Source organism: Georgenia sp. M64, assembly GCF_038049925.1.
In the GTDB taxonomy this organism is placed as follows: domain Bacteria; phylum Actinomycetota; class Actinomycetes; order Actinomycetales; family Actinomycetaceae; genus Georgenia.
On record NZ_CP145809.1, the window covers coordinates 4002103 to 4025669 of the forward strand.

Annotated in this window: 27 protein-coding genes; 18 read left to right on the forward strand and 9 right to left on the reverse strand. The window is 75.1% G+C overall.

The window, feature by feature from the left end; translation table 11 throughout:
* The first annotated feature begins 48 nt into the window (after positions 1-48).
* The 3 genes from AAEM63_RS17815 to AAEM63_RS17825 are packed head-to-tail and all read left to right on the forward strand — an operon-like array spanning position 49 to position 4951.
* Positions 49-2754: a lysylphosphatidylglycerol synthase domain-containing protein gene (locus AAEM63_RS17815; RefSeq protein WP_341359550.1), complete on the forward strand. Its 2706-nt coding sequence runs from the start codon at positions 49-51 to the stop codon at positions 2752-2754.
* Between the two features lie 14 nt (positions 2755-2768).
* A complete protein-coding gene (locus AAEM63_RS17820; protein ID WP_341359551.1) occupies positions 2769-4268 on the forward strand; it encodes a DUF2079 domain-containing protein in 1500 nt (499 codons plus the stop codon).
* Between the two features lie 29 nt (positions 4269-4297).
* Positions 4298-4951, forward strand: a complete 654-nt coding sequence (locus AAEM63_RS17825) for a copper resistance CopC family protein (protein ID WP_341359552.1) — start codon at positions 4298-4300, stop codon at positions 4949-4951.
* A 65-nt stretch (positions 4952-5016) separates the two neighbouring features.
* Here AAEM63_RS17825 and AAEM63_RS17830 read toward each other — a convergent pair whose 3' ends face one another.
* Both AAEM63_RS17830 and AAEM63_RS17835 read right to left on the reverse strand, forming a co-directional pair.
* Positions 5017-5571 carry a gluconokinase gene (locus AAEM63_RS17830; RefSeq protein WP_246005986.1) on the reverse strand — a complete coding sequence of 185 codons (555 nt, stop codon included), beginning with the start codon at positions 5569-5571 and terminating at the stop codon, positions 5017-5019.
* Positions 5572-5657: 86 nt separating this feature from the next.
* Positions 5658-6398 (reverse strand): 2,3-bisphosphoglycerate-dependent phosphoglycerate mutase, encoded by a 741-nt coding sequence (locus AAEM63_RS17835; protein ID WP_341359553.1) that lies wholly within the window; start codon positions 6396-6398, stop codon positions 5658-5660.
* Positions 6399-6488: 90 nt separating this feature from the next.
* Here AAEM63_RS17835 and AAEM63_RS17840 point away from each other — a divergent pair, with 90 nt between their 5' ends.
* The 6 genes from AAEM63_RS17840 (at position 6489) to AAEM63_RS17865 (ending at position 9341) form a co-directional block, all read left to right on the forward strand.
* Positions 6489-6926: a CrcB family protein gene (locus tag AAEM63_RS17840; RefSeq protein ID WP_341359554.1), complete on the forward strand. Its 438-nt coding sequence runs from the start codon at positions 6489-6491 to the stop codon at positions 6924-6926.
* Positions 6923-7276 (forward strand): DUF190 domain-containing protein, encoded by a 354-nt coding sequence (locus tag AAEM63_RS17845; protein ID WP_341359555.1) that lies wholly within the window; start codon positions 6923-6925, stop codon positions 7274-7276. The genes AAEM63_RS17840 and AAEM63_RS17845 overlap by 4 nt, the downstream gene beginning before the upstream one ends.
* On the forward strand, positions 7273-7647 hold the full coding sequence (gene crcB / locus AAEM63_RS17850) for a fluoride efflux transporter CrcB (RefSeq protein ID WP_341359556.1): 375 nt from the start codon (positions 7273-7275) through the stop codon (positions 7645-7647). Before AAEM63_RS17845 ends, crcB begins: the two co-directional genes overlap by 4 nt.
* Positions 7648-7785: 138 nt before the next feature.
* Complete coding sequence (locus AAEM63_RS17855; protein WP_123915514.1) at positions 7786-8205, forward strand: CBS domain-containing protein; 420 nt, start codon at positions 7786-7788, stop codon at positions 8203-8205.
* Between the two features lie 63 nt (positions 8206-8268).
* A complete protein-coding gene (locus AAEM63_RS17860; RefSeq protein WP_341359557.1) occupies positions 8269-8751 on the forward strand; it encodes a DUF4383 domain-containing protein in 483 nt (160 codons plus the stop codon).
* Positions 8748-9341: a DUF488 domain-containing protein gene (locus AAEM63_RS17865; protein ID WP_341359558.1), complete on the forward strand. Its 594-nt coding sequence runs from the start codon at positions 8748-8750 to the stop codon at positions 9339-9341. Before AAEM63_RS17860 ends, AAEM63_RS17865 begins: the two co-directional genes overlap by 4 nt.
* A gap of 131 nt (positions 9342-9472) precedes the next feature.
* Here the strand turns inward: AAEM63_RS17865 and AAEM63_RS17870 are convergent, their stop codons facing one another.
* The gene (locus tag AAEM63_RS17870; RefSeq protein WP_341359559.1) at positions 9473-10567 is read right to left on the reverse strand and encodes a Gfo/Idh/MocA family oxidoreductase; all 1095 of its coding nucleotides are present in this window, start codon (positions 10565-10567) and stop codon (positions 9473-9475) included.
* A 23-nt stretch (positions 10568-10590) separates the two neighbouring features.
* Here AAEM63_RS17870 and AAEM63_RS17875 point away from each other — a divergent pair, with 23 nt between their 5' ends.
* Complete coding sequence (locus AAEM63_RS17875) at positions 10591-11199, forward strand: protein-L-isoaspartate O-methyltransferase (protein WP_341359560.1); 609 nt, start codon at positions 10591-10593, stop codon at positions 11197-11199.
* A gap of 66 nt (positions 11200-11265) precedes the next feature.
* On the opposite strand, the gene AAEM63_RS17880 is transcribed toward AAEM63_RS17875, so the two are convergent.
* The 3 genes from AAEM63_RS17880 to AAEM63_RS17890 form a co-directional block, all read right to left on the reverse strand.
* Complete coding sequence (locus AAEM63_RS17880) at positions 11266-12294, reverse strand: glycine betaine ABC transporter substrate-binding protein (protein WP_341359561.1); 1029 nt, start codon at positions 12292-12294, stop codon at positions 11266-11268.
* Positions 12295-12428: 134 nt separating this feature from the next.
* Complete coding sequence (locus AAEM63_RS17885) at positions 12429-13145, reverse strand: ABC transporter permease (protein ID WP_341359562.1); 717 nt, start codon at positions 13143-13145, stop codon at positions 12429-12431.
* Positions 13142-13819 (reverse strand): ABC transporter permease subunit, encoded by a 678-nt coding sequence (locus tag AAEM63_RS17890; RefSeq protein WP_341359563.1) that lies wholly within the window; start codon positions 13817-13819, stop codon positions 13142-13144. Before AAEM63_RS17890 ends, AAEM63_RS17885 begins: the two co-directional genes overlap by 4 nt.
* Positions 13820-13953: 134 nt before the next feature.
* On the opposite strand from AAEM63_RS17890, the gene AAEM63_RS17895 reads away from it, so the two are divergent.
* Positions 13954-14985 (forward strand): ATP-binding cassette domain-containing protein, encoded by a 1032-nt coding sequence (locus tag AAEM63_RS17895; protein WP_341359564.1) that lies wholly within the window; start codon positions 13954-13956, stop codon positions 14983-14985.
* 53 nt (positions 14986-15038) lie between these two features.
* On the opposite strand, the gene AAEM63_RS17900 is transcribed toward AAEM63_RS17895, so the two are convergent.
* Complete coding sequence (locus AAEM63_RS17900) at positions 15039-16253, reverse strand: aminotransferase class I/II-fold pyridoxal phosphate-dependent enzyme (protein WP_341359565.1); 1215 nt, start codon at positions 16251-16253, stop codon at positions 15039-15041.
* A gap of 84 nt (positions 16254-16337) precedes the next feature.
* Between AAEM63_RS17900 and AAEM63_RS17905 the strand changes: the two genes are divergently transcribed.
* The 6 genes from AAEM63_RS17905 (at position 16338) to AAEM63_RS17930 (ending at position 19933) form a co-directional block, all read left to right on the forward strand.
* A complete protein-coding gene (locus AAEM63_RS17905; protein ID WP_341359566.1) occupies positions 16338-17009 on the forward strand; it encodes a helix-turn-helix domain-containing protein in 672 nt (223 codons plus the stop codon).
* A gap of 74 nt (positions 17010-17083) precedes the next feature.
* Complete coding sequence (locus AAEM63_RS17910) at positions 17084-17503, forward strand: arsenate reductase ArsC (RefSeq protein WP_341359567.1); 420 nt, start codon at positions 17084-17086, stop codon at positions 17501-17503.
* A gap of 15 nt (positions 17504-17518) precedes the next feature.
* The gene (locus AAEM63_RS17915; RefSeq protein WP_341359568.1) at positions 17519-18160 is read left to right on the forward strand and encodes an arsenate reductase ArsC; all 642 of its coding nucleotides are present in this window, start codon (positions 17519-17521) and stop codon (positions 18158-18160) included.
* A gap of 88 nt (positions 18161-18248) precedes the next feature.
* Entirely contained in the window at positions 18249-18605 is a 357-nt protein-coding gene (locus AAEM63_RS17920) for a metalloregulator ArsR/SmtB family transcription factor (protein WP_341359569.1), read from the forward strand.
* A complete protein-coding gene (locus AAEM63_RS17925; RefSeq protein ID WP_341359570.1) occupies positions 18602-19657 on the forward strand; it encodes a permease in 1056 nt (351 codons plus the stop codon). Before AAEM63_RS17920 ends, AAEM63_RS17925 begins: the two co-directional genes overlap by 4 nt.
* Before the next feature lie 33 nt (positions 19658-19690).
* Positions 19691-19933, forward strand: a complete 243-nt coding sequence (locus AAEM63_RS17930; protein ID WP_341359571.1) for a thioredoxin family protein — start codon at positions 19691-19693, stop codon at positions 19931-19933.
* A gap of 60 nt (positions 19934-19993) precedes the next feature.
* On the opposite strand, the gene AAEM63_RS17935 is transcribed toward AAEM63_RS17930, so the two are convergent.
* Positions 19994-21112 carry an alkene reductase gene (locus AAEM63_RS17935; protein WP_341359572.1) on the reverse strand — a complete coding sequence of 373 codons (1119 nt, stop codon included), beginning with the start codon at positions 21110-21112 and terminating at the stop codon, positions 19994-19996.
* Between the two features lie 134 nt (positions 21113-21246).
* Here AAEM63_RS17935 and AAEM63_RS17940 point away from each other — a divergent pair, with 134 nt between their 5' ends.
* On the forward strand, positions 21247-22833 hold the full coding sequence (locus AAEM63_RS17940) for an FAD-dependent oxidoreductase (RefSeq protein WP_341359573.1): 1587 nt from the start codon (positions 21247-21249) through the stop codon (positions 22831-22833).
* 301 nt (positions 22834-23134) lie between these two features.
* Here AAEM63_RS17940 and AAEM63_RS17945 read toward each other — a convergent pair whose 3' ends face one another.
* Positions 23135-23536: a hypothetical protein gene (locus AAEM63_RS17945; protein WP_341359574.1), complete on the reverse strand. Its 402-nt coding sequence runs from the start codon at positions 23534-23536 to the stop codon at positions 23135-23137.
* Between the last annotated feature and the right edge of the window lie 31 nt (positions 23537-23567).

Genomic DNA, 23567 nt, shown 5'->3' on the forward strand with positions numbered 1-23567 from the left:
CGCCCCACCTGCCCGGCTGCGCGGGGGCCCGCACGTAGACTCCGAGCCATGAGCCAGCACCCGGGGGAGAGCGGGTCAGCCGCGCCCTCGCGGCCCGACGACGCCTCCCCACGTCGCCAGGTGCTCCTCGTCGACGCCCCCCTGACGCGGGTGCGCCGGCCCGCGGACCTCGTCGCGCTCGTCATCGCCGTCCTCGCGATCGTCTTCGTGCTCCTGCTCGCCGTCTACGGCAACGCCACCACCCAGGGCGTCACCGAGGACGTCCAGTCCGCCGTCGCCAACGTCCTGCGCCAGGTCCTGCTCCTGCCCGTGACCGTCCTCGAGGGCCTGGTCACGTTCTTCCTGCCGATCGTGGTGCTGGTGGACCGTGTGATGCGCCGGAGCTGGCGCTCCGCCCTCGAGGCGCTCGCGACCGGGCTCGTCGCCGCACTCCTCGCGCAGGGGGCGCTGCTCGTCCTCGACACGATCGGCCCGAGCCCGCTCTCCTCCGGCCTGACGATCACGAGCGAGGGCTCGCGCGTCATCGCGATGAACCCCTACGCCGCGGGCCTCGCCGGGCTCCTCACCGCCGTGGGCGACCGCTCCCACCACCGGCTCCTGCGCTGGTCGTGGTCGCTGCTGTGGGTCGTGCTGGGCCTGGCGATCGTCCAGGGCGACCAGACCCTGCCCGGCGCGCTGGTGGCGGTCCTCCTCGGGCGGGTGGCCGGCCTGGCGATGCGGTACGCCTCGGGGGTCCTCCACGAGCGCGCCACCGGGCTCGCCCTCGTCCGGGGGCTGCGCCGGGCGGGCATCGACGCCGTCACGGTGGTGCGGGTGGACCACCTGCCCGGCGACACCGCCGCCCGGTCGTGGCTGGTGACCACCTCCTCCCCCATCGGCTACACCGAGCAGCTGCGCGAGTCCTCGCACGCGGCGGCCGCCCTCGCGGAGCAGGACGAGCCCGCCCGGGCCGCCCACCACCCGCACCCGACCACCCCCGCCGACCTGCTGGCCGCCGTCGACCGTGAGGGCGAAAAGGGCGACGTCCTCGTCCCGGACCCGCTCACCGAGCCCGACGAGGCGATCGCCGGCGCCCGGGCGGGCCTGGCCGACATGCCGGACGGCGAGAGCGCCCACCGCCTCTACGCCGTCTGGGACGCGGCCGGGGCGCGGCGCGACCTCACCGTCCTCGACGGCGACCGGCACGTCGTCGGCGTGCTCGCCAGCCTCTGGGACAGCGCGCGGATGCGCGGGCTCGACCGGCGTCCGGCCACCAACCTGCGCGAGGCCGCCAACCGCGCGGTCCTCATGTCCCTCTCGGCCCGCTCGGCGGGGGTGCGGGTCCCCGAGCTCGTCGGCGTCACGGAGTCGCGCGACTCGGTCCTCATCGTCACCGAGCACGTCGACGGCGCCCGCCGCCTCGACCAGCTCGCACCGGAGGAGCTCGACGACGAGATGCTCGACCAGGTGTGGGCGCAGGTCCGTGCCGCGCACGCGGCGGGCCTGGCCCACCGGGACCTCCACGCCGCCGCCGTGCTGGTCGACCCCGCCCGCCGGGTGTGGGTGCGCGACTGGGAGAACGGCGAGATCGTCTCCTCCGAGCTGAGCCGGCGCATCGACCTCGCCCAGCTCCTCGCCCTGGTGGCGGTCCTCGTGGGGACGGAGCGGGCCCTGTCGTCCGCGGGGCGGGTCCTCAGCCGCGACCAGCTCGCCTCCATCGCGCCCCTGCTGCAGCCCGTCGCCCTGCCGAACCGGACGCGGGGCGCGGCGGCGAACCTCAAGGACCTCCTCGGCGACCTGCGTGAGGAGCTCATCGAGGTGGTGCCGACCGCCGACGTCGCCCCGGTGCAGCTGACCCGGTTCTCCGCCCGCACGGTCATCACCGCGACCCTGCTGGTGGTGGCCCTGTGGGTGCTGCTCTCCACCCTGAACTTCGAGGAGGTGGCCACGGCCATCGCGGGGGCCAGCCCCTGGCTCATGCTCGCCGCGTTCGCCGTCGGGCTCCTCACCTACGTCGGCTCGGGCCTGACGCTGGTGGCGTTCTCCCCGGAGAAGGTCGGGCTGTGGCAGGCCACGCTCGTCCAGGTCTCGGCGTCGGTCGTCGCCCTCGTCGCACCCGCGGGCATCGGGTACACCGCGCTGAACCTGCGCTTCCTCACCAAGAAGAAGGTCAGCACCCCCCTGGCCGTCGCCACCGTCGGCCTCACCCAGGTGACGCAGTTCGTCACGACCATCGTCATGCTCGTCGTGCTGGCCCTGGTGACCGGCTCCGCCGGAACCCTCAGCGCCCCCTCGGGCGCGGTGCTCGGGGCGGTCGCCGCCACCGTCGTCGCCCTCGGTGCGCTCATGCTCGTCCCGCGCCTGCGGACCTGGGTGTGGCACAAGCTCGCGCCGACCCTGCGCCAGGTGTGGCCACGCCTGGTGTGGGTGGCCTCCAGCCCGCGGCGCCTGCTCGTCGGCGTCGGCGGGGCCCTGCTCCTCACGGCCGGCTACGTCGCCGCGTTCGGGCTCTCGCTCGCGGCCTTCGGGCAGAGCCTGCCCCTGACCGCGCTGGCGATCACCTACCTCGCGTCGAACTCCATCGGCTCGGTCGTCCCGTCCCCGGGCGGCATCGGCCCCGTCGAGGCGGCCCTGACCGGCGGTCTGGCGCTGGCCGGCGTGCCGGCCGCCACAGCGGCGTCCGTCGCCGTGCTGTACCGCCTGCTCACCTTCTGGGGTCGGGTGCCGCTGGGGTGGGCGGCCCTGCACGTCCTCCAGCGCCGCGACGTCCTCTGACCGTGGTCGCCGCCGTGCCGACGACCACCCGGGCACGGGCGGACACGGTCGTGCCCTGGGCCCTGGCGGCGGGCACGGCGGCGGTCTACACCTTGTTCGCCGTCCTGCAGTGGCGGCTGCTGGAGTCGCCCTCCTGGGACCTCGGGATCTTCACCCAGCTCGCCAAGGCCTACGCCGAGCCGGCCGCCCCGGTCGTGACGATCAAGGGCGAGGGGTTCAACCTGCTCGGCGACCACTTCCACCCCCTGCTGGTGGTCCTCGGTCCGGTCTACCGACTCTTCCCCTCCGGCCTGACGCTCCTCGTCCTCCAGGCGCTGCTGCTGGGCCTGTCCGTGCAACCGGTGACGTCGGTGGCCCGCGAGCTGCTGGGGCGGGCCCGCGGCACGGCGCTCGGCGTGGCCTACGGGTTGAGCTGGGGGCTGCAGGGCGCGGTCGGGGCGCAGTTCCACGAGATCGCCCTGGCGGTCCCGCTGCTCGCCGCGGCGCTGGCCGCGTTCCTGCGCGGGCGGTGGCGCGCCGCGGCGCTGTGGGCGGCGCCGCTGGTGCTCGTCAAGGAGGACCTCGGCCTGACCGCCGCGGCGCTCGGCGCGGTGATGGTGTGGCGGTCGGTGCGCGGCCGCCACCCGGACCGGTCGCGCGGCGGCCCGCGGCGCCTCGTGTGGCGCTCGGCGCAGGGCCGCGCGGGTGTGCTCCTGCTGGCGTGGGGGGTGGCCTGGTCCGTCCTGGCCATCGTGGTGATCCTGCCCGCCCTCAACCCGGGTGGGACGTGGGACTACTACGACCGGCTCGACCCCGCGGCCGACGCGTCGCTGCTCGTGCGGGTCCTCACGCCCGGCGAGAAGTGGGTGACGCTGCTGCTCCTCGTCGGCTCGGCCGGGGTGGTCGGTGCGACCTCGCCCCTGGTGTGGCTGTGGCTGCCCACCCTCGCGTGGCGCTTCGTCGGCAACGTGCCCTTCTACTGGGGCTGGGACTGGCACTACTCCGCGGTGCTCATGCCCGTCGCCGCCGCTGCGCTCGTCGACGTCGTCGCCGGGCGCGGGGAACGGACGGCCGGTGGGCCGGCCCCACCCACCGACCGGGACCCGGCGGCCCGGGCGGCTCCGTCCCGGGCCGGTGCGGGCGGCTGGGCCGGCCTCGGCGTCGCCGCCGCGCTGGCGACCACGGTGCTCATGACGCCGGTCATGCCGCTGGGCCGCCTGGCCGAGCCGGTCACCTACGCCCTGCCCGAGCGCCACGACGCCGCCATGGCCGCCGTCGAGGCGGTGCCGCCCGGCGCCACCGTCGAGACCGACATCTACCTCATGGCGTACCTGGTCCCGCGCGCCCAGGTGTACTGGGTGGGGAACCCGGGCAACCCGGCGCCGGACTACATCCAGCTCGACACCCTGCGCCGGACCTGGCCGGACCGGGACATCACGGACGCCGCCGACTTCGCGGAGGAGCGGCACCCGGGCACCGACTACGCCCTCGTCCTGGACTCCGGCGGCTTCCAGGTGGCCCGGCGGGTCGGCTGAGCGGGGCTCGCCGTGCCTACACTGACGCGGTGATCCGCGCCGTGCTCGCCGTTGTGGCCGCCCTCGTCCTCGCGACGGCGCCCGCCGCCACCGCGCACGACGTCCTCCTGGAGAGCTCCCCCGCCGACGGCGCCCGGCTCGCGTCGTCCCCCCGGGAGATCACGCTGACCTTCAGCGCCGACCTCCTCGCCACCGGGGCGGCCATGGCGGTCTCCGACGACGCGGCGGCCACGGTCGCGGAGGCCCCGGCCGAGGTCGACGGCCGCGTCGCAGCGGTGTCGCTGGAGGAGGAGCTGCCCGCCGGGGGCTACACCGTGACGTGGTCGGTGGTGTCCTCCGACGGGCACCGCATCGACGGCGACCTGACGTTCACCGTCGAGGGTCCCGCGGAGGGCACCGGTTCGGCTGGGAGCGCCGGGACCGCGACCGATGCTGCGGACCCGGCCGGGGAAGGCACCGATGTCCGGGCCGCCGCACCGGCGGACCCTGACGCCTCCGCCGACGGCGCGGACGTCTCGGCGAAGGTCGGGAACGGCGGCGACGGCGGGGGGAACGACCCCGGCGGGGACCAGGTGAACAACCCCACCGGTGGGCTCGACGTGCCCGGCTGGGTCGTGCTCGTCCTGGCGATCGGGGCCCTCGGGGGCGCCGTGGCGATCGCGGTGCGCCGCTGGCGCGGCTGACGCCTGCTGCTGCTCACGGCTTCGCGGCTGACGCCTGCCGCTGACGGCTGCGGCGAGCCGCGGCCTCAGTAGTCCTTGAGCTGGGCGAGGACGGCGGCGAGGACCTCGGTGGGCGCGCCGGTGGAGGTGACCTTGAACCCCGCCTCGTCGTCCTCGAGCTCCTCGAGGGTCTGCACCTGCGAGGTGAGCAGGCTCGGGGGCATGTAGTGGCCCTCGCGGACCTTCATCCGCTCCAGGGTGAGGTCGACCGGGGGGGCCATGTGGACGAAGACGGCGTGGCCCTCGGCCCCGCGCAGGACGTCGCGGTACCTCTTGCGCAGGGCGGAGCAGGTGACGACGGTGGAGTGCCCGGCGCGGGCCTCGGCCGTCATCCAGTCCTGGATGGACTGCAGCCACGGAGCCCGGTCGTCGTCGTCGAGCGGGGTGCCGGACCCCATCTTCTCGCGGTTGGCCTGGCTGTGGAACTCGTCGCCCTCGGCGAAGACGTAGCCCAGCTTGCCCGCGAGCATCATCGCGAGCGTGGTCTTGCCACCGCCGGAGACGCCCATGACGACGACGTGCCGCGGCCCCCGCGACCGCTTGGGCAGGGGGGACATCTCGGTGGTGGGGACCTCGGTCATCGTGTACTCCGCTCGTCGGGCCGGTTCTCCCACGAAAGTACCCCCACCGGCGTAGGACCCACACGCCTTGCCACGAGTTGCTCCGCTCAGGTCCCGCCCTCCAGGGCGATCGCCCTGGCCTCGGCGTGGGCGAGGTCGGGGTCGAGGTACCGGCCGCCGCGGCGCACGGGGCGGGCGTCGTCGTCGAGCTCGTACAGCAGCGGCCGCGCGTTGGGGAGGTTGAGCGCCCGCAGCTCGTCGGGCGTGAGGTCGTCCAGCACGGCGGCGAGCGCCCGCAGGGTGTTGCCGTGCGCGGCGACGAGGACGTGCCGGCCGGCGCGGAGCCGGGCCGTCAGCTCACCCGTCCAGGGCCGCAGCCGCTCGACGACGTCGGCCAGGGACTCGGTGGCGGTGAGGGCCTCGGCGGGCAGCCGGTCGAACGGGCTCAGGGAGCGCCAGGTGTGCAGGGTGGCCTCGTCGAGCGGGGGCGGCCGCCCCTCGTACGACCGGCGCCAGTGCAGGAAGCTCTCGATGCCGTGCCGCTGGGCCACCTCGGCCTTGAGATGACCCGACAGGGCGCCGTAGTTGCGCTCGTTCAGCCGCCAGGTCCGCTCGACCGGCACGTCGACGTCCAGCGCCCGGCGGACCAGCTCGGCGGTGCGCCGGCCGCGCCAGAGCTCGGAGGTGACGATGACGTCCGGCGTCCACCCCGTGCCCCGCAGGCGGGCGCCGGCCTCCTCGCACGCGCTCTCCCCCGCGGCGGTGAGGTCGACGTCGAGGACGCCGGTGAACAGCGCACGCGCGTTGCCCACGGACTCGCCGTGGCGCAGGAGCACGAGGGTTCCCATCCGGTCGTGGTGCACCGTCCCACTCTGGCACCGCCGTCGCACCCGCGCCGCCGGGACCGGCGTACGCTCGCCCCGACCAGGGAGGACGCCATGCCGGACGATGCCGCAGCCCGCCGCGCCGCCGGCCGGGGCCGGTCCGCGGACGTCGGGCTGGTGATCGCCGCCGGCGGGGCCCTCGGCGCCCTGGCGCGGTACGCGGTGGCGCTGGCGCTGCCCGTGGCGGGTCTGCCCTGGGCGACCCTGCTCGTCAACGTCTCCGGCTCGCTCGCGATCGGGGTGCTCATGGTGCTGCTCACCGAGGTCGCCGGGCGGCCGCACCGGCTCGCGCGGCCGTTCGTGGGCGTGGGTCTCCTCGGGGGGTACACCACGTTCTCCACCTACGCCGTCGACGCGCACCTGCTCGCCGGGTCCGGCGCGCTCGGCGCGGCGGCCCTGTACGTCATCGGCACCGTCGTCGGTGCCCTCCTCGCCGTCGAGGCCGGCATGGCGCTGACCCGGCTGCTCACCCGGACGAAGGGAACCCCGTGAGAGAAGGCTCCACGCACCTGCGCCTGACCGTGCTCGTCGGCGAGTCCGACCAGTGGCACCACCGGCCCGTGTACGCCGAGATCGTCCGGCGGGCCCGGGACGCCGGCCTCGCCGGCGCCTCGGTCTTCCGCGGGCTCGAGGGGTTCGGCCGCTACCAGAAGATCCACACCAGCCGCATCCTCAGCCTCAGCGAGGACCTCCCGCTCGCCGTCGTCGTCATCGACGAGGCCGAGAAGATCCGCGCGTTCCTGCCCCAGCTCGACGGGATCGTCTCCCAGGGGGTGGCCGTCGTCGACGAGGTCGAGGTGGTGCGCCACTTCGGTCACGAGGAGGCGGGCGAGCCGGCGTGAGCGCACTGCTCGTGGCGCTGGGCGCGGCCGTCGGCGCGCCCCTGCGGTACTACACCGACCGGTCGGTGCAGTCCCGGACCGGCTCCGTCCTGCCGTGGGGCACCCTCACCGTCAACGTCGCGGGCTCCCTCCTGCTCGGCCTGGTCGTCGGCGGTGCGCGGGCGGGCGGCGTCGGCGAGGAGGTGCTGGCCGCCGTCGGCGTGGGGTTCTGCGGGGCGCTGACCACCTACAGCACCTTCGGGTACGAGACGGTGCGCCTGGTGGAGGACGGCTCGCGGCTGTACGCCCTGGCCAACGTGGTGGGCAGCGTCGTCGCGGGCCTCGCGGCCGCGGGGCTGGGCCTGCTCCTCGCCGGCGTCGTCTGGGCCTGACCACCCCCGTCGCCCCGGGGTCCGCACCGCGTGGCGGGCCCCGCACGGGGTACCGGGCGGACGGGTCGCTCCGGATGCAGGGTGCCCGGTGCGTGCCTACCGTGGTCGGAGCAGCACCCTACGAGGAAAGGAATCACGATGGCGACGACAGCTCGAGACATCATGACCCGCGACCCCCAGTGCGTGCGCGAGACCCAGACCCTGCTCGAGGCCGCCCGGCTCATGCGCGACCTCGACGTCGGTGCCCTGCCGATCTGCGGTGAGGACGGCCGCCTGCACGGGATGCTCACCGACCGCGACATCGTCGTGCGGTGCATCGCCGAGGGTGGCGACTGCTCGACGATGACGGCCTCCTCCCTCGCGCAGGGCAAGCCGGTGACCATCGGTGCCGACGACTCGGTCGACGAGGCGATGGCCACCATGGCCAAGCACCAGGTGCGCCGTCTGCCGGTCATCGACGGCCACCAGCTGGTCGGCATCATCTCGGAGCAGAACATCGCCCAGGCGGGCCGCGACCGCAAGGTCGGCGACACGATCGAAGAGGTCACCCGCGCCTGACCGGCGCGTCGGTACGACGGGGCCGCACCGCACCGGTGCGGCCCCGTCCGTCTGGAGGACACCATGGCCACCGACCCCACCCTCGCCCGGCACCACCCGGAGCGACCCCGCGCGCTCGTCCAGATCGCGGCCGCCGTCGTCGGCGCGGCCTTCCTGCTCGTCGGGATCCTCGGGATGATCCCCGGCGTGACGACCAGCTACGACGAGATGACCTTCGCCGGCCACGAGTCCGGCGCCATGCTCCTCGGCACCTTCCAGGTCTCCTGGCTGCACAACCTCGTGCACCTGCTCTTCGGCCTCGTGGGCCTCCTCATGGCCAGGACCGCGCGTGGCGCACGCACGTACCTCCTCGCCGGCGGCGCGGTCTACCTCGTGCTGTGGCTCTACGGGCTCCTCGTCGACAAGGACTCCGGGGCGAACGTCGTCCCGGTCAACGTCGCGGACGACTGGCTCCACCTCGTGCTCGGGGCGGCCATGGTCGCGCTCGGGCTGCTCCTGCGCGAGCGGCCGGTGACCTTCGACGCGGCCGGCCGCGCACATCCGTGAGCCGGGCGGCGGACGCGCCGGCCGATCCGGGCGGCGCTCCCCCCGGCCTCGCCCGGCCCGGTGTGCTCACCGTCGGGCACGGGACGCTCGACCGCACGGCTCTGGCCGCCCTGCTCCGCACGGCCGGGGTCGCCGAGGTCGTGGACGTGCGCCGGTTCCCCGGCTCCCGCACCCATCCCGACGTCCGGCGGGAGGCTCTGGAGGAGTGGGTGCCCGCCGCCGGGGTGGCCTACCGGTGGGAGCCGAGGCTGGGCGGCCGCCGGCACATCCCCGCGGCGCAGCGGGCGGCCTCACCCGACACCTGGTGGCGGGTCGAGGCCTTCCGTGCGTACGCGGCCTGGACCCGCTCCGCCGACTTCGCGGATGCGCTCACAGCGGTCCTGAGCGACGCCGCCGAGCGGCGGGTGGCGCTGATGTGCTCGGAGTCGCTGTGGTGGCGCTGCCACCGGCGTGTCATCGCCGACGTCGTCGTGCTGCGCCACGGCGTGGGGGTGGGCCACCTCATGCATGACGGCACGGTCCGGGTGCACGAGCCGGCCGCCGGAGCCCGGGTGGCGACCGACGGGCTCGTCTGGGACGGCGCGCCATGACGGCCCGCGGCCGGTCCGCCGCCGCCGGGTCACCTAGCACCCACCACCGAGCACCCGGCACCGAACACCCGCCGGCCCGCCGCCGGCACCCGGCACGGTGAGGTCGCCCCCGGCTCGACCTGGCCCGTGGCTCAGAACGTGATGCCGCGCTCCGCGCGGTAGCCGGCGAGCACCGCGTCGACGGCCCGCGCGGTGCGCACGGCGCTGCGGCCGGTGCTGGGTGCGCTGCCCCTCCCGGTGAGTTCGTCCACGACGGCCTGGATGAGCGGCTGCTGGACGACGTCGGGGTAGGGCGCCGCGACGCTGCGCTCGCCGTCGGCCGTGCGCACCCGCAGCGGCTCGGTGCTGAAGCTCGAGAACGCCAGGGAGCCGGCCGTCCCGAGGATCTCGACCTCGTCGCGCCGCTCGCCCGCGGCGTAGCACCACAGGCCACTGCCCTGGACGCCGTCGCCCAGGGTGAACGCGGCGGTGACCGTGTCCTCCGCGTCGTGCCCGCCCCCCTGGTTCGACGCGGTGCCGCTCACGGCGGAGATCGGGCCGAGCAGGTGGTCGAGGAGGTCGAGTGTGTGGGAGGCCAGGTCCACGAAGAGGCCACCGCCGGAGGTCTCCGGCCGCACCCGCCAGGGCAGGTGCTGCGGCTCCCACGCCTCCCCCGGCGAGGTCCCGAGCACCCGGACGGCGCGGACCGTCCCGATCGCGCCGTCGGCGAGCATGCGGCCCACGGTGACGAACCGTGGCATCGCCCGGCGGTAGTACGCGACGAACAGGGCCACCCCGGCGTCGTCGCAGGCGGCGATCATCTCCTCGCACTCCGCGGCGGTGCGCGCCATGGGCTTCTCGACGTAGACCGGCTTGCCGGCGGCGGCGACCCGCAGGACGTGGTCGCGGTGGCTGTCCGGCGGCGTGGCGACGTAGACGGCGTCCACCTCCGGGTCGGCGATGAGGGCGTCGGCGTCGTCGTACCAGCGCGGGACGCCGTGGCGGCGGGCGTAGTCGGCGGCCTTCGCACCGTCGCGCCGCATGACCGCGACCAACGAGGACCGCTCGGCCCGCTGGAGGCCGGGGCCGGACTTGCGCTCGGTGACGTCACCGACGCCGATGATGCCCCAGCGGACCTCCGTGAGCGGCGGCCGGCGGGCGGCCGGGGCGGCCGGGGCGGCCGCCGCGGGTGCGGCGGGTGCGGCGGGTCGCGCCGACGGTTCGGGTGGGAGGCCGGGGACGGTCATGGACCGACCGTACCCGCGGCACGATGGGTGACGTGGACGACCGGGTACGGGCAGCGATGCGGGCCGTGGACCGGCGCGGCTTCCTCCCCCGCGGGCAGCGCCGGCTCGCCGGGTCGGACCAGGCCGTGCTCATCGGCCACGGCGCCACGTGCTCCCAGCCCAGCACGGTCGAGACCATGCTGACGATGCTCGCCCCCCGACCGGGCGACCGGTGCCTCGACGTCGGGGCCGGCTCGGGCTGGACCACGGCACTGCTGGCGCACCTCGTGGCTCCGGGTGGCTCGGTGGTCGGGGTGGAGATCGAGCCGGCCCTCGTCGGCTCCGCCCGGGCGAACCTCGTGGCCGCCGGCTACCCGGACGTCCGGGTCACGCAGGCCGACCCGGACCGGCTCGGGCTGCCCGGCGAGGCGCCGTTCGACCGGATCCTCGTCTCGGCCGAGGCACGAGAGCTACCCCACGAGCTGCTCGCCCAGCTCACCGACGGGGGCCTCATGGTCGTGCCCGTGCGAGGAGACCTGCTCGCCGTCGACGCGCGCGGCGACGTCCTCGACCGGCACGGCACCTACTCGTTCGTCCGGCTCAGGGACGGCGCACGCGACCGGGCCCGGCGAGGTCGCCGATCTGGTCGCTGATCACGACCAGATCGGCAACCTGGCGAACCTCGCGTCTGGAGGTGTCCCGCCCGACCGGCGCTCGGGCTACTCCTCGGCGAGCGCCGCGTCGGAGGAGAAGACCATGCCGAGGGAGACCTCACCGGAGGTCAGCGCCTGCTTGGTCAGCGGACCGCCGGCGTCGAGGGAGACGAACTCGCTGATCGTCAGGCCGTAGGTCTCCTCCAGGCCCGGCTGGCAGAACGGGCGGTCCGGGCACTCCGGCGGACCACCGAGCACGACGCCCCCGCCGCAGGTCTCGGCCAGCTCGGAGAGGGTGGTCACGGCGTACTCGTCGGCGAACGCCGTCGTGACGGCGTAGGCGTTCTGGTCGGCGGCCTCGGACGGCTCGCCGAAGGTGAGGCCCACCTCCTCGCCCAGCTCGCGCAGCGCCTCGGTGGTGGCCTCGAGGTCCGAGCTCGCCCGGGCCTCGGCGTCGGCCCCGTTGACCTTGAGGTTGAGGAACTCGGTGAGGGTGCCGACGTACTCGGGCACCACGGTCAGCTCGCCGCTCTCCAGGGCGGGCTCGTAGGTCTCGCGGTTACCGATCGTCCGCACCTCGGTGGTGTACCCCGCCTCGGTCAGTGCCAGCGCGTAGAGCTCGGCAAGGGTCGCGGACTCGGAGAAGTTGCCCGCCCCGACGACGACGTCGCCCGAGCCGGAGGTGTCCTCCACCTCGATGCCGGCCTCCTCGAAGTAGGCAGCGGCCGCCTCGGAGGAGGTGGAGCGCTCGACGTCGACCTGCCGGTTGAGCTCGATGAGCGCCTCGGTGTCCAGGCTCGCCGAGACGGCGTCGAGCGCGGCGATCATCGCCGGCTCCGCGTCGGAGGCGTGCACAGCCGGGATGACGTTGTCGACGGTCTGCAGGTCCTGGTCGTCCTCGAGGACCACGAGCTGGTCACCGGCGATCGGCTCGCACGCCGCCGCCGCCGCGGAGGTTCCGCCGTCCGCCGGGGCGCTCGTCGCGGCGGACCCGCCGTCGGCCGTCCCGCCGTCCGCGGACCCTGGGTCCCCGCAGGCGGCGAGGGTGAGCACGAGGGCGGCGCCCAGGGCGGTGAGGGTTCTCGGGTGGCGCACGGTGACCTCGCAGGATCGAAGGGGACGTCGTGGGACATTCGATCCTGCCGTGCGGGCACCCGCAACCGCTCGCCCGAGAGCGAGACGAGATCGTGACCTGCGGCTTCCTGGCGGGCGCCGCCGTCGGGCAGGCCCTACCCGCGGACCGCGGCGCCGCTGCCACGTCGGCGCCGTCGCCCGGCGACGCGCATGGGCGCCGGCGTCAGCACCCGCTGCCCCACCGCGAGCAGCGCCTCCACGCCCAGGGCGAGCACGACCACCAGCAGCGCGCCGGCCATCGCCTGGCCGAACCGCTGGGTGAAGATGCCGTTGGAGATGATGAGCCCCAGGCCCCCTCCTCCGACGAGCGACGCCAGGGAGACGGTGGCGATGACCTGCACGACGGCGGTGCGCAGGCCGGCACCGATCAGTGGGAGCGCCAGCGGGAGCTCGACCGAGGTGAGGAGCCGTCCGCGTGACATCCCCATGCCGCGGCCGGCGTCGCGGGCGGCCGGGTCGACCTCCTGCAGGCCGGTGAAGGTGTTCGACAGGATGGGCGGGACGGCGAAGATCGCGACGGCGAGGATCGTGGGCCGCTGACCGAACCCGATCGCCGCGGTGAAGATGTAGAGCAGCGCCAAGGTCGGCAGGGCGCGGGTGAGGTTCGCCGCGGTGACCACGACGGCGGAGCCGCGGCGCAGCCGCGCGAGCAGGACCCCGAGGGGCAGGGCGACGACGGCCGCGAGCGCCACGGCCACCAGGGTCATCCACAGGTGGTCGGCGAGGAGGTCGAGGATGCCGCCGCGCCGGGTCCAGCTGAGCGGGTCGTTGAGGTACCGGACGGCGTCGCCCAGCGCCGAGCCGCCGCTCATGCGACCCGCCGCCGGGACCAGGGCGCCAAGGCGCGGCCGAGGGCGAGGAGGACCACGTCCGCGACGAGGGCGATCGCCAGGCACAGCAGCGTCGCGGTCATGATCTCCGCGCGGTAGGAGGAGCTGAACCCGCGGAACATCAGCTGCCCCAGCCCGCCGTACCCGACGACGACGCCGACGGTCACCAGCGCCACCGTCGTCACCGTGGCGAGGCGGACGCCGGTGATGATCGCGGGCAGGGCGAGGGGCAGCTCGACGGCGAGGAGCTGCCGGCCCCCGGAGTAGCCCATGCCGCGGGCGGCGTCGACGACGTCGGGCGGCACGCCCTGGAGGCCGACGAGGATGTTGCGCACGAGCACGAGCATCGCGTAGGCGACGAGGCCGATGAGGACCGTGGTGCGGCCGATCCCGGTGAACGGCGCGAGGAGACCGAAGAGCGCGAGCGAGGGCACCGTGTACAGGACGGCGGAGGTGCCGAGCAGGGCGCCGGCGACGGCCGGGCGGGCGCGGGCGAGCAGCGCGAGGGGCAGAGCGATCGCCAGCGCGATGAGCACCGCCTGGACGGTGAGGCTGACGTGCTGCCCGGTGAGCCGGGCGAGGTCGTCCCAGTTGCTCTCGACGTAGCCCCAGGAGAGCCAGGGGTTCTCCACGGCGACCGACGCGGGCAGGATCACACGCCCGACCGTAACCGCTCGCGCCGACGACGGCACGAGGTCACGCGGCGCCGGGCCACGACCTCGGCCGTCGACGCGCGGCCGTCGTGCACCGTGGGGTCGTGACCGCGGGGCTGCGCCGGTAGCGTCGGGCCGTGGCCACCGCACCCAGCCAGGCGCTCATCCGCTTCGACGGCGTGGGCAAGACCTACCCCGACGGCACCGTCGCGGTGGCCGAGCTGGACCTCGACGTCGCCGAGCACGAGCTCCTCACCCTCGTCGGGCCCTCCGGGTCGGGCAAGTCCACGCTCCTGCGGATGGTCAACCGCCTGGTGGAGCCCACGAGCGGCCGGGTGCTCCTCGACGGCGAGGACGTCGCGGCCACCGACCCCGTCCGGCTGCGCCGGGGCATCGGCTACGTCATCCAGAACGTGGGGCTCTTCCCCCACCGCACGGTGGCGCAGAACGTCGCCACCGTCCCGGGTCTGCTCGGGTGGGACCGGGGCCGCACGCGCGAGCGCGTCGACGAGCTGCTCACGCTCGTCCGCCTGGACCCCGCCCTGCACGGGCCCCGCTACCCCCACGAGCTCTCCGGGGGTCAGCGTCAGCGCGTGGGCGTCGCCCGCGCACTGGCGACCGACCCGCGCGTCATGCTCATGGACGAGCCCTTCGGCGCGGTCGACCCCGAGGGCCGGCGCGGGCTGCAGCAGGAGTTCCGGCGCATCCACGACGAGCTCGGCACGACGGTGCTGCTCGTGACCCACGACATCGACGAGGCGGTCCTGCTCGGGGACCGGGTGGCCGTCTTCAGCCAGGGCGGCCGGCTCGAGCAGGTCGCCGACCCCGTCACCGTCCTCACCCGTCCCGCGACGCCGTTCGTCGAGGGGTTCATCGGCGACTCCCGGGCCGTGCGGCTCATGTCCGTGGCCCACCTCGAGGCCGGCGACGTCGACGGCGCACCGGTCACCACCGGCGCGGACGCCCCGGCCCCCCCGGCCGACGGCGCCCCCCGGGAGCCGCTACGGGTGGGTCAGAGCCTGGACGTCGCCTTCTCCGCCCTGGCGGCCAGCCCCGACGGGACGGTGCCGGTGCACCGGACCGACGGCACCGCCCTGGGTGTCCTGACCTTCGCGGGGCTCCACGCGGCCCTGCGACGAGCCGGCTCGCCCGCCTCATCGGCCGGATAGACCAGTCGGCTCGCCCGCCTCGTCCGGGAGGTAGACCAGCCGGCTCGCCCGCCTCAGCGGCGGGACAGCCGCGCCAGACCGGCCGCGGCGGCCTCGAGCACCGCCGGCGACTTGACGAAGGTGAACCGGACGTAGGAGCGCAGCGCCCGTTCCGTCTCGCCGCCGGTGACGCAGAACGCGCTGACCGGTATGGCCACCACGCCCGCGAGCGCCGGCAGGTCGCGGCACAGGGCGACGGCGTCGGGGTGCCCCAGGGGTGCGGCGTCGGCGAGCACGAAGTACGTCCCCTGCGGCACGACCGGCACCAGGCCGGCGGAGGTGAGGGCGTCGCACAGGAGGTCGCGGCGGTCCTGCAGGGACCGCGCCAGGCCGGCGACGTAGTCCGCGGTGCGCGGGTCCGGCAGCGCGTCGGCCACGGCGTGCTGGAACGGGCCCGAGGCGACGTAGGTGAGGAACTGCTTGACCGTCCGCACCGCGGTGACCAGCTCCGCGGGGCCGTGCAGCCAGCCCACCTTCCACCCCGTCAGGGACAGCGTCTTGCCGGCCGAGGAGATGGTGAGCGTCCGCTCCGCCAGCCCGGGGAGGGTCGCCATGGGCACGTGCGCGGCGCCGTCGAACGTGAGGTGCTCGTACACCTCGTCGGTGACGACGACGGCGTCGTGGGCCACGGCCGCCCGCCCGAGCAGCTCGAGCTCGGCCCGGGTCAGGACGGTGCCGGTGGGGTTGTGCGGGGTGTTGACGAGGACGAGGCGCGTGCGGGGCGAGAAGGCGGCGTCGACGTCGGCGGGGTGGAGGCGGAACCCGTCGGGTCCGGGCCGGAGCGGGATCGTCCGGTGGGACGCGCCGCTCATGGCGATGGTCGCGGCGTAGGAGTCGTAGTACGGCTCGAGGGTCACCACCTCGTCCCCCGGCCCGGTCAGCGCCAGCACCGTCGCGGCGATGGCCTCGGTGGCACCGGCGGTGACGAGGACGGTCTCCGGGTCCACGTCCAGCCCGTAGTGCGCGCGCTGGTGGTCGGCCACGGCGCGCCGCAGCTGCGGGATCCCGGGCCCGGGCGGGTACTGGTTGTCCCCCCGCTCGATCGCCGCGACGGCCGCCGCCCTGACATGGTCGGGACCGTCGGCGTCCGGGAAGCCCTGGCCGAGGTTCGCCGCTCCGGTCCGCACCGCGAGCGCCGACATCTCGGCGAACACCGTCGCGGCGACCGTCCCGTCGGGGCCGATGAGGCCCACCGACCGGGCGACCTGTTCCCAGCGTCGTTCGCTCATGCGCCCCATTGTCCGCCCGGCGGCCCACCCCTCCGGTGGACCGCCGCTTGACGCCGAGCACATTGCTCAGTGACGATTGAGGCAATGGACACTGAGCGAGATGGCGCAGACCTGGTCCGGCGGGCGGCCCTGCACGCCGCCCTGGCCGACCCCGCCCGGTTGCGGATCGTCGACACCCTCACCCTCGGCGACGCCTCGCCGTCGGAGCTGGCGCGCCTGCTCGAGATGCCGTCGAACCTCCTCGCCCACCACCTCAGGGTGCTCGAGCGTGAGGGCGTCGTCGACCGGCGCCGGTCGGAGGGCGACGGGCGCCGCACCTACCTGCGGCTCGTGCGCGGTGCGCTCGACGCCCTCGGCCCGCCCGCCCTCCGGCCGGCCCCGCGCGTGCTCTTCGTCTGCACGGCCAACTCCGCGCGCTCCCACCTCGCCGCCGCCCTGTGGCGCCGCGCGAGCGAGATCCCGGCGGCGTCCGCCGGCACGCACCCGGCCGAGCGGATCAACCCCGGGGCGGTCGCCGCCGCGACCCGCCACCACCTCCCCCTCCCGCGGGTCCGGCCCCGCCACGTGAGCGAGGTGCGCGGCCGGGAGGACCTCGTCGTCACCGTCTGCGACCGCGCACACGAGGAGCTCGACCTCGGCGCGGACATCCACTGGTCCGTACCCGACCCCGTCCCCGCCGGCACCACCGAGGCGTTCGACGACGCGCTCGAGGAGATCGGTCGCCGCGTGGACGACCTCGCCCGCCTCCTCACCTGACCGGAACCACCCCACCACCCACCCGCCGCCCGACGCCCGACCCCGACCCCCACCACACCCCAGGAGGAGCAACCATGTCCGACCGCCCCAGCGCGATGTTCGTCTGCGTCCACAACGCCGGCCGTTCCCAGATGGCCGCCGGCTTCATGCGCGAGCTCTCCGGCGGGCAGGTGGAGGTCCGCTCCGCCGGCTCGATGCCCGCCGACCAGATCAACCCGGTCGCGGTCGAGGCCATGCGCGAGGTGGGCATCGACATCACCGCGGAGAGGCCCAAGGTCCTCACCCCGGAGGCCGTCGAGGTCTCCGACGTCGTCATCACCATGGGCTGCGGGGACGTCTGCCCGTACTTCCCCGGGGTCCGCTACGAGGACTGGGTCCTCGAGGACCCCGCGGGCCAGGGCATCGAGAAGGTCCGCGAGGTGCGTGACGAGATCCGCGGGCGCATCGAGAAGCTCCTCGCCGAGCTCCTCCCGGCGCCCGCCGAGCAGGCCTGAGACGGCCGGCGCGCCGTGACCTCGTCGACGGGGATGCCCGGGCTGCTGAGCCCCGACCACGTCCTCCACACCATCGCCGACGAGCTCGCCGCCCGGTTCGCCGGGGTGTTCGCGGCCGAGACCGTCGAGCGGTACGTCTTCGAGTCCTATGCGGCCCTCGGCCGTTCCGCCAAGGTGACCGCGCACCTGCCGGCCCTGACCAGCCGCTTCGCGGGCGACCGGCTCACCGCCCTGGCGCAGTCGAAGGGCCGCCTGCCCCACGACGTGCCCGAGGTGCTGTTCGTGTGCGTGCAGAACGCCGGGCGCTCGCAGATGGCCGCCGCGCTGCTGCACCACCACGCACAGGGCCGGGTGCACGTGCGCTCCGCGGGCTCGGCACCGGCCGAGCGGATCCACCCGGCCGTCACCGAGGTGATGGGCGAGCTCGGGGTCGACCTCGCCCGGGAGTTCCCCAAGCCGCTGACGGACGACGTCGTGCGGGCCGCCGACGTCGTCATCACCATGGGCTGCGGCGACGCGTGCCCGATCTACCCGGGCAAGCGGTACGAGGACTGGTCGCTCGCGGACCCGGCCGACGCCTCGCCCGCCGAGGCCCGGCGCATCCGCGACGAGATCGACGCCCGGGTGCGGGCCCTGCTCACCCAGCTCGTCCCCTGACCGCATGGCTGCCCGCCACCCGGGGGGACGATCGTCCCCGCCCGGGGCGGACCGACGGACGTACGTTTCGATCGTGACTGCATCAACCGTGACTGAAGCGAGGGGCGCGCCGGCTGCCGGCAGCGGCCCCGGCGCGGCCGTCGCGCTCCTCCAGGCGGTGTCGGACCCGGTGCGCTGGTCGGTCCTGGACGTCCTCGCGGGCGGCCCGGCGTGCGTGTGCACCATCCAGGAGCAGGTTCCCGTCGCGGCCAACCTGCTCAGCTACCACCTCCGGGCGCTGCGCGAGGCCGGGCTGGTCACCGCGAGCCGCCGCGGCCGCTGGGTGGACTACCGCCTCGCCGACGACGCCGCCGAGCGGATGCGCCGCGCCCTGCCGGGCGCCGTGGCGGGCACCGACGCAGCCCACCTCGGGGCCGGCCGCCGGCTCGAGGTGAGCGTCCCGTGAGCGCGCCGACCACCGGGACCACCGGGACCACCGGCCGGGGCACGAGGCGGCTCGCGGGCCTCCTGGCCGTCGCGGCGCTGGCCTGGACGGGCCTCTACGCCCTCAACGAGGTCCTCTGGGACGCCGGCTTCGCGGCGCTCGGCCTGGACCTCGGCGCCCGGGTGTGGGGGTCGCTGCACTTCTTCCTCTACGACGTCAGCAAGATCCTCCTGCTGCTCGTGGGGATGATCTTCGCCATCGGCATGCTGCGCACCACCCTGCGGCCCGAGCGGGTGCGCGAGTTCCTCCAGGGTCGCTCGCTCGCGGTCGCGCTCCTGCTGGCCGCCCTGCTCGGCGCGGTCACCCCGTTCTGCTCCTGCAGCTCGATCCCGCTGTTCATCGGTTTCGTCGGCGCCGGGGTCCCGCTCGGGGTCACCTTCGCCTTCCTCGTGGCCTCGCCGCTGGTCAACGAGGTCGCGGTGGTCATGCTCGCCGACACCTTCGGCGCCGCACTCACCGCCACGTACGTCGCCGCCGGCCTCACGATCGCCGTCGTCGTGGGGTGGGTCTTCTCCCACCTGCACCTCGAGCGGTGGGTCGAGGACTTCGTGTTCACCACCCCCACCGCGACGCTCCTGCGCAGCGGCCGGCGCCCGACCCTGCGCGACCGGGTCGACGCCGCACTGGAGGAGACCCGCGACATCCTCGGGCGGGTGTGGAAGTGGGTCATCCTCGGCGTGGCCGTCGGCGCGGGCATCCACGGCTGGGTCCCGGCGGACTTCTTCGCCACCTACGCGGGCGAGGACAACCCGTTCGCCGTCGTCGTCGCCACCGTCCTGGGCATCCCGTTGTACTCCAACGCCGCCGGGGTCATCCCCATCGCGGAGGCGCTGTGGACCAAGGGCATGGCCACCGGCACCGTCATGGCCTTCATGATGGGCAGCGTCGCGCTCTCGCTGCCCGAGGCCGTGCTGCTGCGCCGCGTCCTCAAGCCACCCCTGCTCGGCATCTTCTTCGGCACGGTCGCCGTCGCGATCATGGCCGTCGGCTTCCTCGTCAACGCGGTCTTCTGACCGTCCCCGCCACCACCTCGGAAGGACCCCACCATGCAGATCAAGATCCTCGGCCCCGGCTGCAAGAACTGCGTCACGCTTGAGCGCGTCACGCGCGACGCCGTCACCGAGCTCGGCATCGACGCGCAGATCACCAAGGTCACCGACTACGCCGACATCGCCGCCTACGGGATCCTCGCCACCCCGGGCCTCGTCGTCGACGAGCAGGTCGTGCTCTCCGGGCGCGTCCCGACCAAGGGGCACGTCAAGGAGCTCCTCACCCCGCTGGCGGGCTGAGCGCCCGGCTGCCCGGATGCCCAGCCGGCGAGCGGCTGTCGGTGGCCGCTCGGCCGGCGCTCAGTCCAGGAACGGGTAGTCGTTGTAGCCCCGCTCGCCGCCGGTGTAGAAGCTCTCCTGGTCGGGGGAGGTGAGCGGGTGCCCCTCGCGCCAGCGACGCACGAGGTCGGGGTTGGCCAGCGCCGCCCGGCCCACGACGACGGCGTCGCCGAGGTCGTCGGCGAGCAGGGCCGCGGCGATCTCCCGGGTGGTGACGACCTCGAAGCCGTTGTTGACCAGCAGCGGTCCGCCGAAGCGGCGGCGCAGCTCCTGCACGAGGTCGCAGCCCGGGTGGTCGCTCAGGACGCTGAGGTACGCCATGCCGAGGTCGGCCACCTGGTCCACGAGGGCGCCGTAGGTCTCGAGGATCTCCGGCGCGTGGGTCTCGTCCAGTCCCGAGCGAGCCTGCCGCGGGGAGATGCGCAGGCCGGTGCGGTCGGCCCCGACGGCGTCGGCGACGGCGCGCACGACCTCGACGACGAGGCGGGCCCGGTTCTCCGGGCTGCCGCCGTAGGCGTCGGTGCGCCGGTTCGTGCCCGGGGCGAGGAACTGGTTGAGGAGGTAGCCGTTCGCCCCGTGCAGCTCGACGCCGTCGAACCCGGCGTCGATCGCGCGCCGGGAGGCGGCGACGAGCTCCTCGACCACCTCGGGCATCTCCTCGGTCCGCAGCTCGCGCGGGGTGACGAAGGGCCGCGGCGCCTGCCCGGGGAGGCGCAGCTCCCCCTCGACGGCGATCGGGCTCGGCGCGACGACGTCACGCTCGGCGGCGTCGGGCAGGTGGACCACCCGGCCGCCGTGCATGACCTGCAGGACGATCCGCCCGCCCCGCTCGTGCACGGCGTCGGTGACCGCGCGCCAGCCGGCAGCCTGCTCCTCGGTGGCGATGCCCGGCTGACCCAGGTAGGTCTTCCCGCGCTCGCTCGGGTAGGTGCCCTCGGCGACGATGAGGCCCGTCGATGCGCGGTCGGCGTAGTAGCGGGCCATGGCGGCCGTGGGGACACCCGCGGCGGTGGCGCGGCGCCGGGTGAGCGGGGCCATGACGACCCGGTTGGGGAGGGTGAGGCGGCCCAGGGTCAGCGGGGCGAAGAGGTCCACCTCGGCGACGACGGCACCGGACGGTGTTGTCTGGGATTCGGTCATGCAGCGATGCTAAGCCGCTCCGGCGGCGCAAGCGCGTGGCGAACGTCCCCCGACGGCCCTACCGTGGGTGACGTCCGCAGCACCTCGCGGGCGGCGGGGCGACCCGCAGGCCCCGCGACCACGAGGGGAACGCGATGGACCTGGACGGGCACACCTCGCTCTGGCTCGACCGGCCGGACCGGCCGGCTTTCCCGCCGCTGCCGCCCGGCCGCAGCGTGGACGTGCTGGTCGTCGGCGGCGGGCTCACCGGCCTGACGACGGCTCTGCTGCTCGCCCGGGCGGGCGCCGACGTCGCCGTGGTCGAGGCGCGCCGGCTCGGCGTCGTCACGACCGGCAACAGCACCGGCAAGGTGACGCTCCTGCAGGGCACGAAGCTCTCGCGCCTCGCGCGACGGCACTCCACCGCCACGATCCAGGCCTACGTCGACGCCAACACGGAGGGCCAGCAGTGGCTGCTGCGCTACTGCGCGGACCACGACGTCGCCGTCGAGCGGCGCGCCGCCCTGACCTTCGCGTGGGGCGAGGAGGGGCGCGACGCCGCCGCCGCCGAGTACGACGCCGCGCACAACGCCGGTCTGGCGGTGCAGTGGGTGGAGGAGCCCGACCTGCCGTTCGCCACGAACGGGTCGGTCCGGCTGGGCGACCAGGCGCAGCTCGACACCATGGACGTCGTCGAGGCGCTCGCGCGTGACGTCGAGCGGCACGGCGGCGAGATCTTCGAGGGCTCGCGGGTGACGGGCGTCAGCAGCGGGTCACCCTGCGAGGTCACGGTCACCACCGACGACGGCGACGGCGGCACCCGGGAGGTGCGGATCACCGCGGGCCGGGTGGTCCTCGCCACCGGCACCCCGATCCTCGACCGCGGCGGCTTCTTCGCCCGCCTGGAGCCGCTGCGGTCCTACGCCCTGGCGCTGGACGTGCCCGGGCCGCTGCCCGAGGACATGGCCATCTCCGCCGAGGAGCCGACCCGGTCGCTGCGCACCGCGCCGGTCACGGGCGGCCGCAAGCTCGTCGTCGGCGGCCAGGGGCACCCGGTCGGGCGGGCCGTCTCACCCCGGGAGCACGTCCTGGAGCTCACCCGGTGGGCGGCGGAGCACTTCCCGGGGGCCCGGCCCACGCACGTGTGGTCGGCGCAGGACTACCGCAGCGCCGACCTCCTGCCCTCGGTCGGACCGCTCCTGCCCGGCTCCGACCGCGTGCTCGTCGCGACCGGTTACGACAAGTGGGGTCTGGCGACGGCGGTCGCCGCGGGGCTCGCGATCTCCGGCACGATCCTGGGCGGGCACCTGCCGTGGGCGCACACCGTGCGCACGTGGCGCGGGGCGGAGATCTTCGGCGTCGACCGGGCGGTCCGGCTCAACGCCTCGGTCGCGGCCCGGTTCACCGCGGACTGGTTCAGCCCGCGCGTGCACTCCTCGGCGGTGCGGCCACCGGAGGGGCAGGGCCGCGTCGAGCTCGACGGCGTGCGGCGGGTGGCCTCGAGCACGGTCGGGGGGCGCACGCGCCGGGTGTCGGCGGTGTGCACGCACCGCGGCGGCGTGGTGACGTGGAACGATGCCGACTGCACCTGGGACTGCCCGCTGCACGGCTCGCGGTTCGACGCGGCCGGTCGGGTCCTCGAGGGTCCGGCCACCGAGCCGCTGCCCGAGCGCAGCGTCGTCGCGGGGGAACAGGCCCTGCCGGCCGGTTCGGGCGGACCCGGCGTGCCCGGCGACCGCTGAACGTCCCGGAGCCCAGGCTTGGCTCTCCCGAGGGCACGGGCTTCGCTCCCCCGAGTGCCTGGGTGCCCGGCGAGCGCTGAGCGTCCCAGGGTCCGGCCCGACCGAGAACCTGCGCGGTACGTGACTGAGGCGGGACCTGAATGCACCGTCCGGACGGCCGGCTCCCAGCCGTGCGTCGCGCGCCCTCGATCAGGTTGCGCATCTGGTCGCGATCAGCAGCCAGATCGGCAACCTCGCCTGCCGGCCGCCCGGTCAGAGGTCCGTCGCGAGTCAGCCTGGGTGTCTGGGCGTGCCCTCGGGGTCAGGCAGGGTCGGTGGACGGGGCGTCAGGTTGTCGCTCGAGGGCATGTGGCTCGAGCGCCGGTGGCAGCGGCGCCCGCCCGGGACCGCCGGCGCGCAACCACGACTCCAGCTCTGCGGTCGCGTCGTCCCCGGCGAGCCGCTCGAACCACACAGGGGTCGCGCCGGACCGGCGGCAGCCGGCTGTCGGGCGCGCGACCACGACGTCGCCACGTTCGCACTCGTCCAGGCAGTCGACGAACGTCAGCCTGGCCACGCCGTCATCGGCCAGTAGGCGCAGCCGCTCCGCCTGCCCGCCGGGAAGCGGGTCGCGGTGGCCGAGGGTCTCCCCGGCGCACAGCGCGCACGCCGTCAGCCCCGGGGGGTCAGGGGTCGGCTCGACGGTCGCGGGGTCGGTGCGCACCGGAGGACAGTACGCGCTTGGGGGACGACGC

Bases quoted from the DNA above. Each gene is read 5' to 3' on its own strand.
- AAEM63_RS17835 (WP_341359553.1), bottom strand. From the start codon at position 6,398: ATGGGAACCCTCGTGCTCCTGCGCCACGGCGAGTCCGTGGGCAACGCG.
- AAEM63_RS17885 (WP_341359562.1), bottom strand. From the start codon at position 13,145: ATGAGCGGCGGCTCGGCGCTGGGCGACGCCGTCCGGTACCTCAACGAC.
- AAEM63_RS17860 (WP_341359557.1), top strand. From the start codon at position 8,269: ATGGCCACCGACCCCACCCTCGCCCGGCACCACCCGGAGCGACCCCGC.
- AAEM63_RS17855 (WP_123915514.1), top strand. From the start codon at position 7,786: ATGGCGACGACAGCTCGAGACATCATGACCCGCGACCCCCAGTGCGTG.
- AAEM63_RS17875 (WP_341359560.1), top strand. From the start codon at position 10,591: ATGGGTGACGTGGACGACCGGGTACGGGCAGCGATGCGGGCCGTGGAC.
- AAEM63_RS17905 (WP_341359566.1), top strand. From the start codon at position 16,338: ATGGACACTGAGCGAGATGGCGCAGACCTGGTCCGGCGGGCGGCCCTG.
- AAEM63_RS17840 (WP_341359554.1), top strand. From the start codon at position 6,489: ATGCCGGACGATGCCGCAGCCCGCCGCGCCGCCGGCCGGGGCCGGTCC.
- AAEM63_RS17815 (WP_341359550.1), top strand. From the start codon at position 49: ATGAGCCAGCACCCGGGGGAGAGCGGGTCAGCCGCGCCCTCGCGGCCC.
- AAEM63_RS17910 (WP_341359567.1), top strand. From the start codon at position 17,084: ATGTCCGACCGCCCCAGCGCGATGTTCGTCTGCGTCCACAACGCCGGC.
- AAEM63_RS17870 (WP_341359559.1), bottom strand. From the start codon at position 10,567: ATGACCGTCCCCGGCCTCCCACCCGAACCGTCGGCGCGACCCGCCGCA.
- AAEM63_RS17935 (WP_341359572.1), bottom strand. From the start codon at position 21,112: ATGACCGAATCCCAGACAACACCGTCCGGTGCCGTCGTCGCCGAGGTG.
- AAEM63_RS17830 (WP_246005986.1), bottom strand. From the start codon at position 5,571: ATGACCGAGGTCCCCACCACCGAGATGTCCCCCCTGCCCAAGCGGTCG.
- AAEM63_RS17940 (WP_341359573.1), top strand. From the start codon at position 21,247: ATGGACCTGGACGGGCACACCTCGCTCTGGCTCGACCGGCCGGACCGG.
- AAEM63_RS17900 (WP_341359565.1), bottom strand. From the start codon at position 16,253: ATGAGCGAACGACGCTGGGAACAGGTCGCCCGGTCGGTGGGCCTCATC.
- AAEM63_RS17930 (WP_341359571.1), top strand. From the start codon at position 19,691: ATGCAGATCAAGATCCTCGGCCCCGGCTGCAAGAACTGCGTCACGCTT.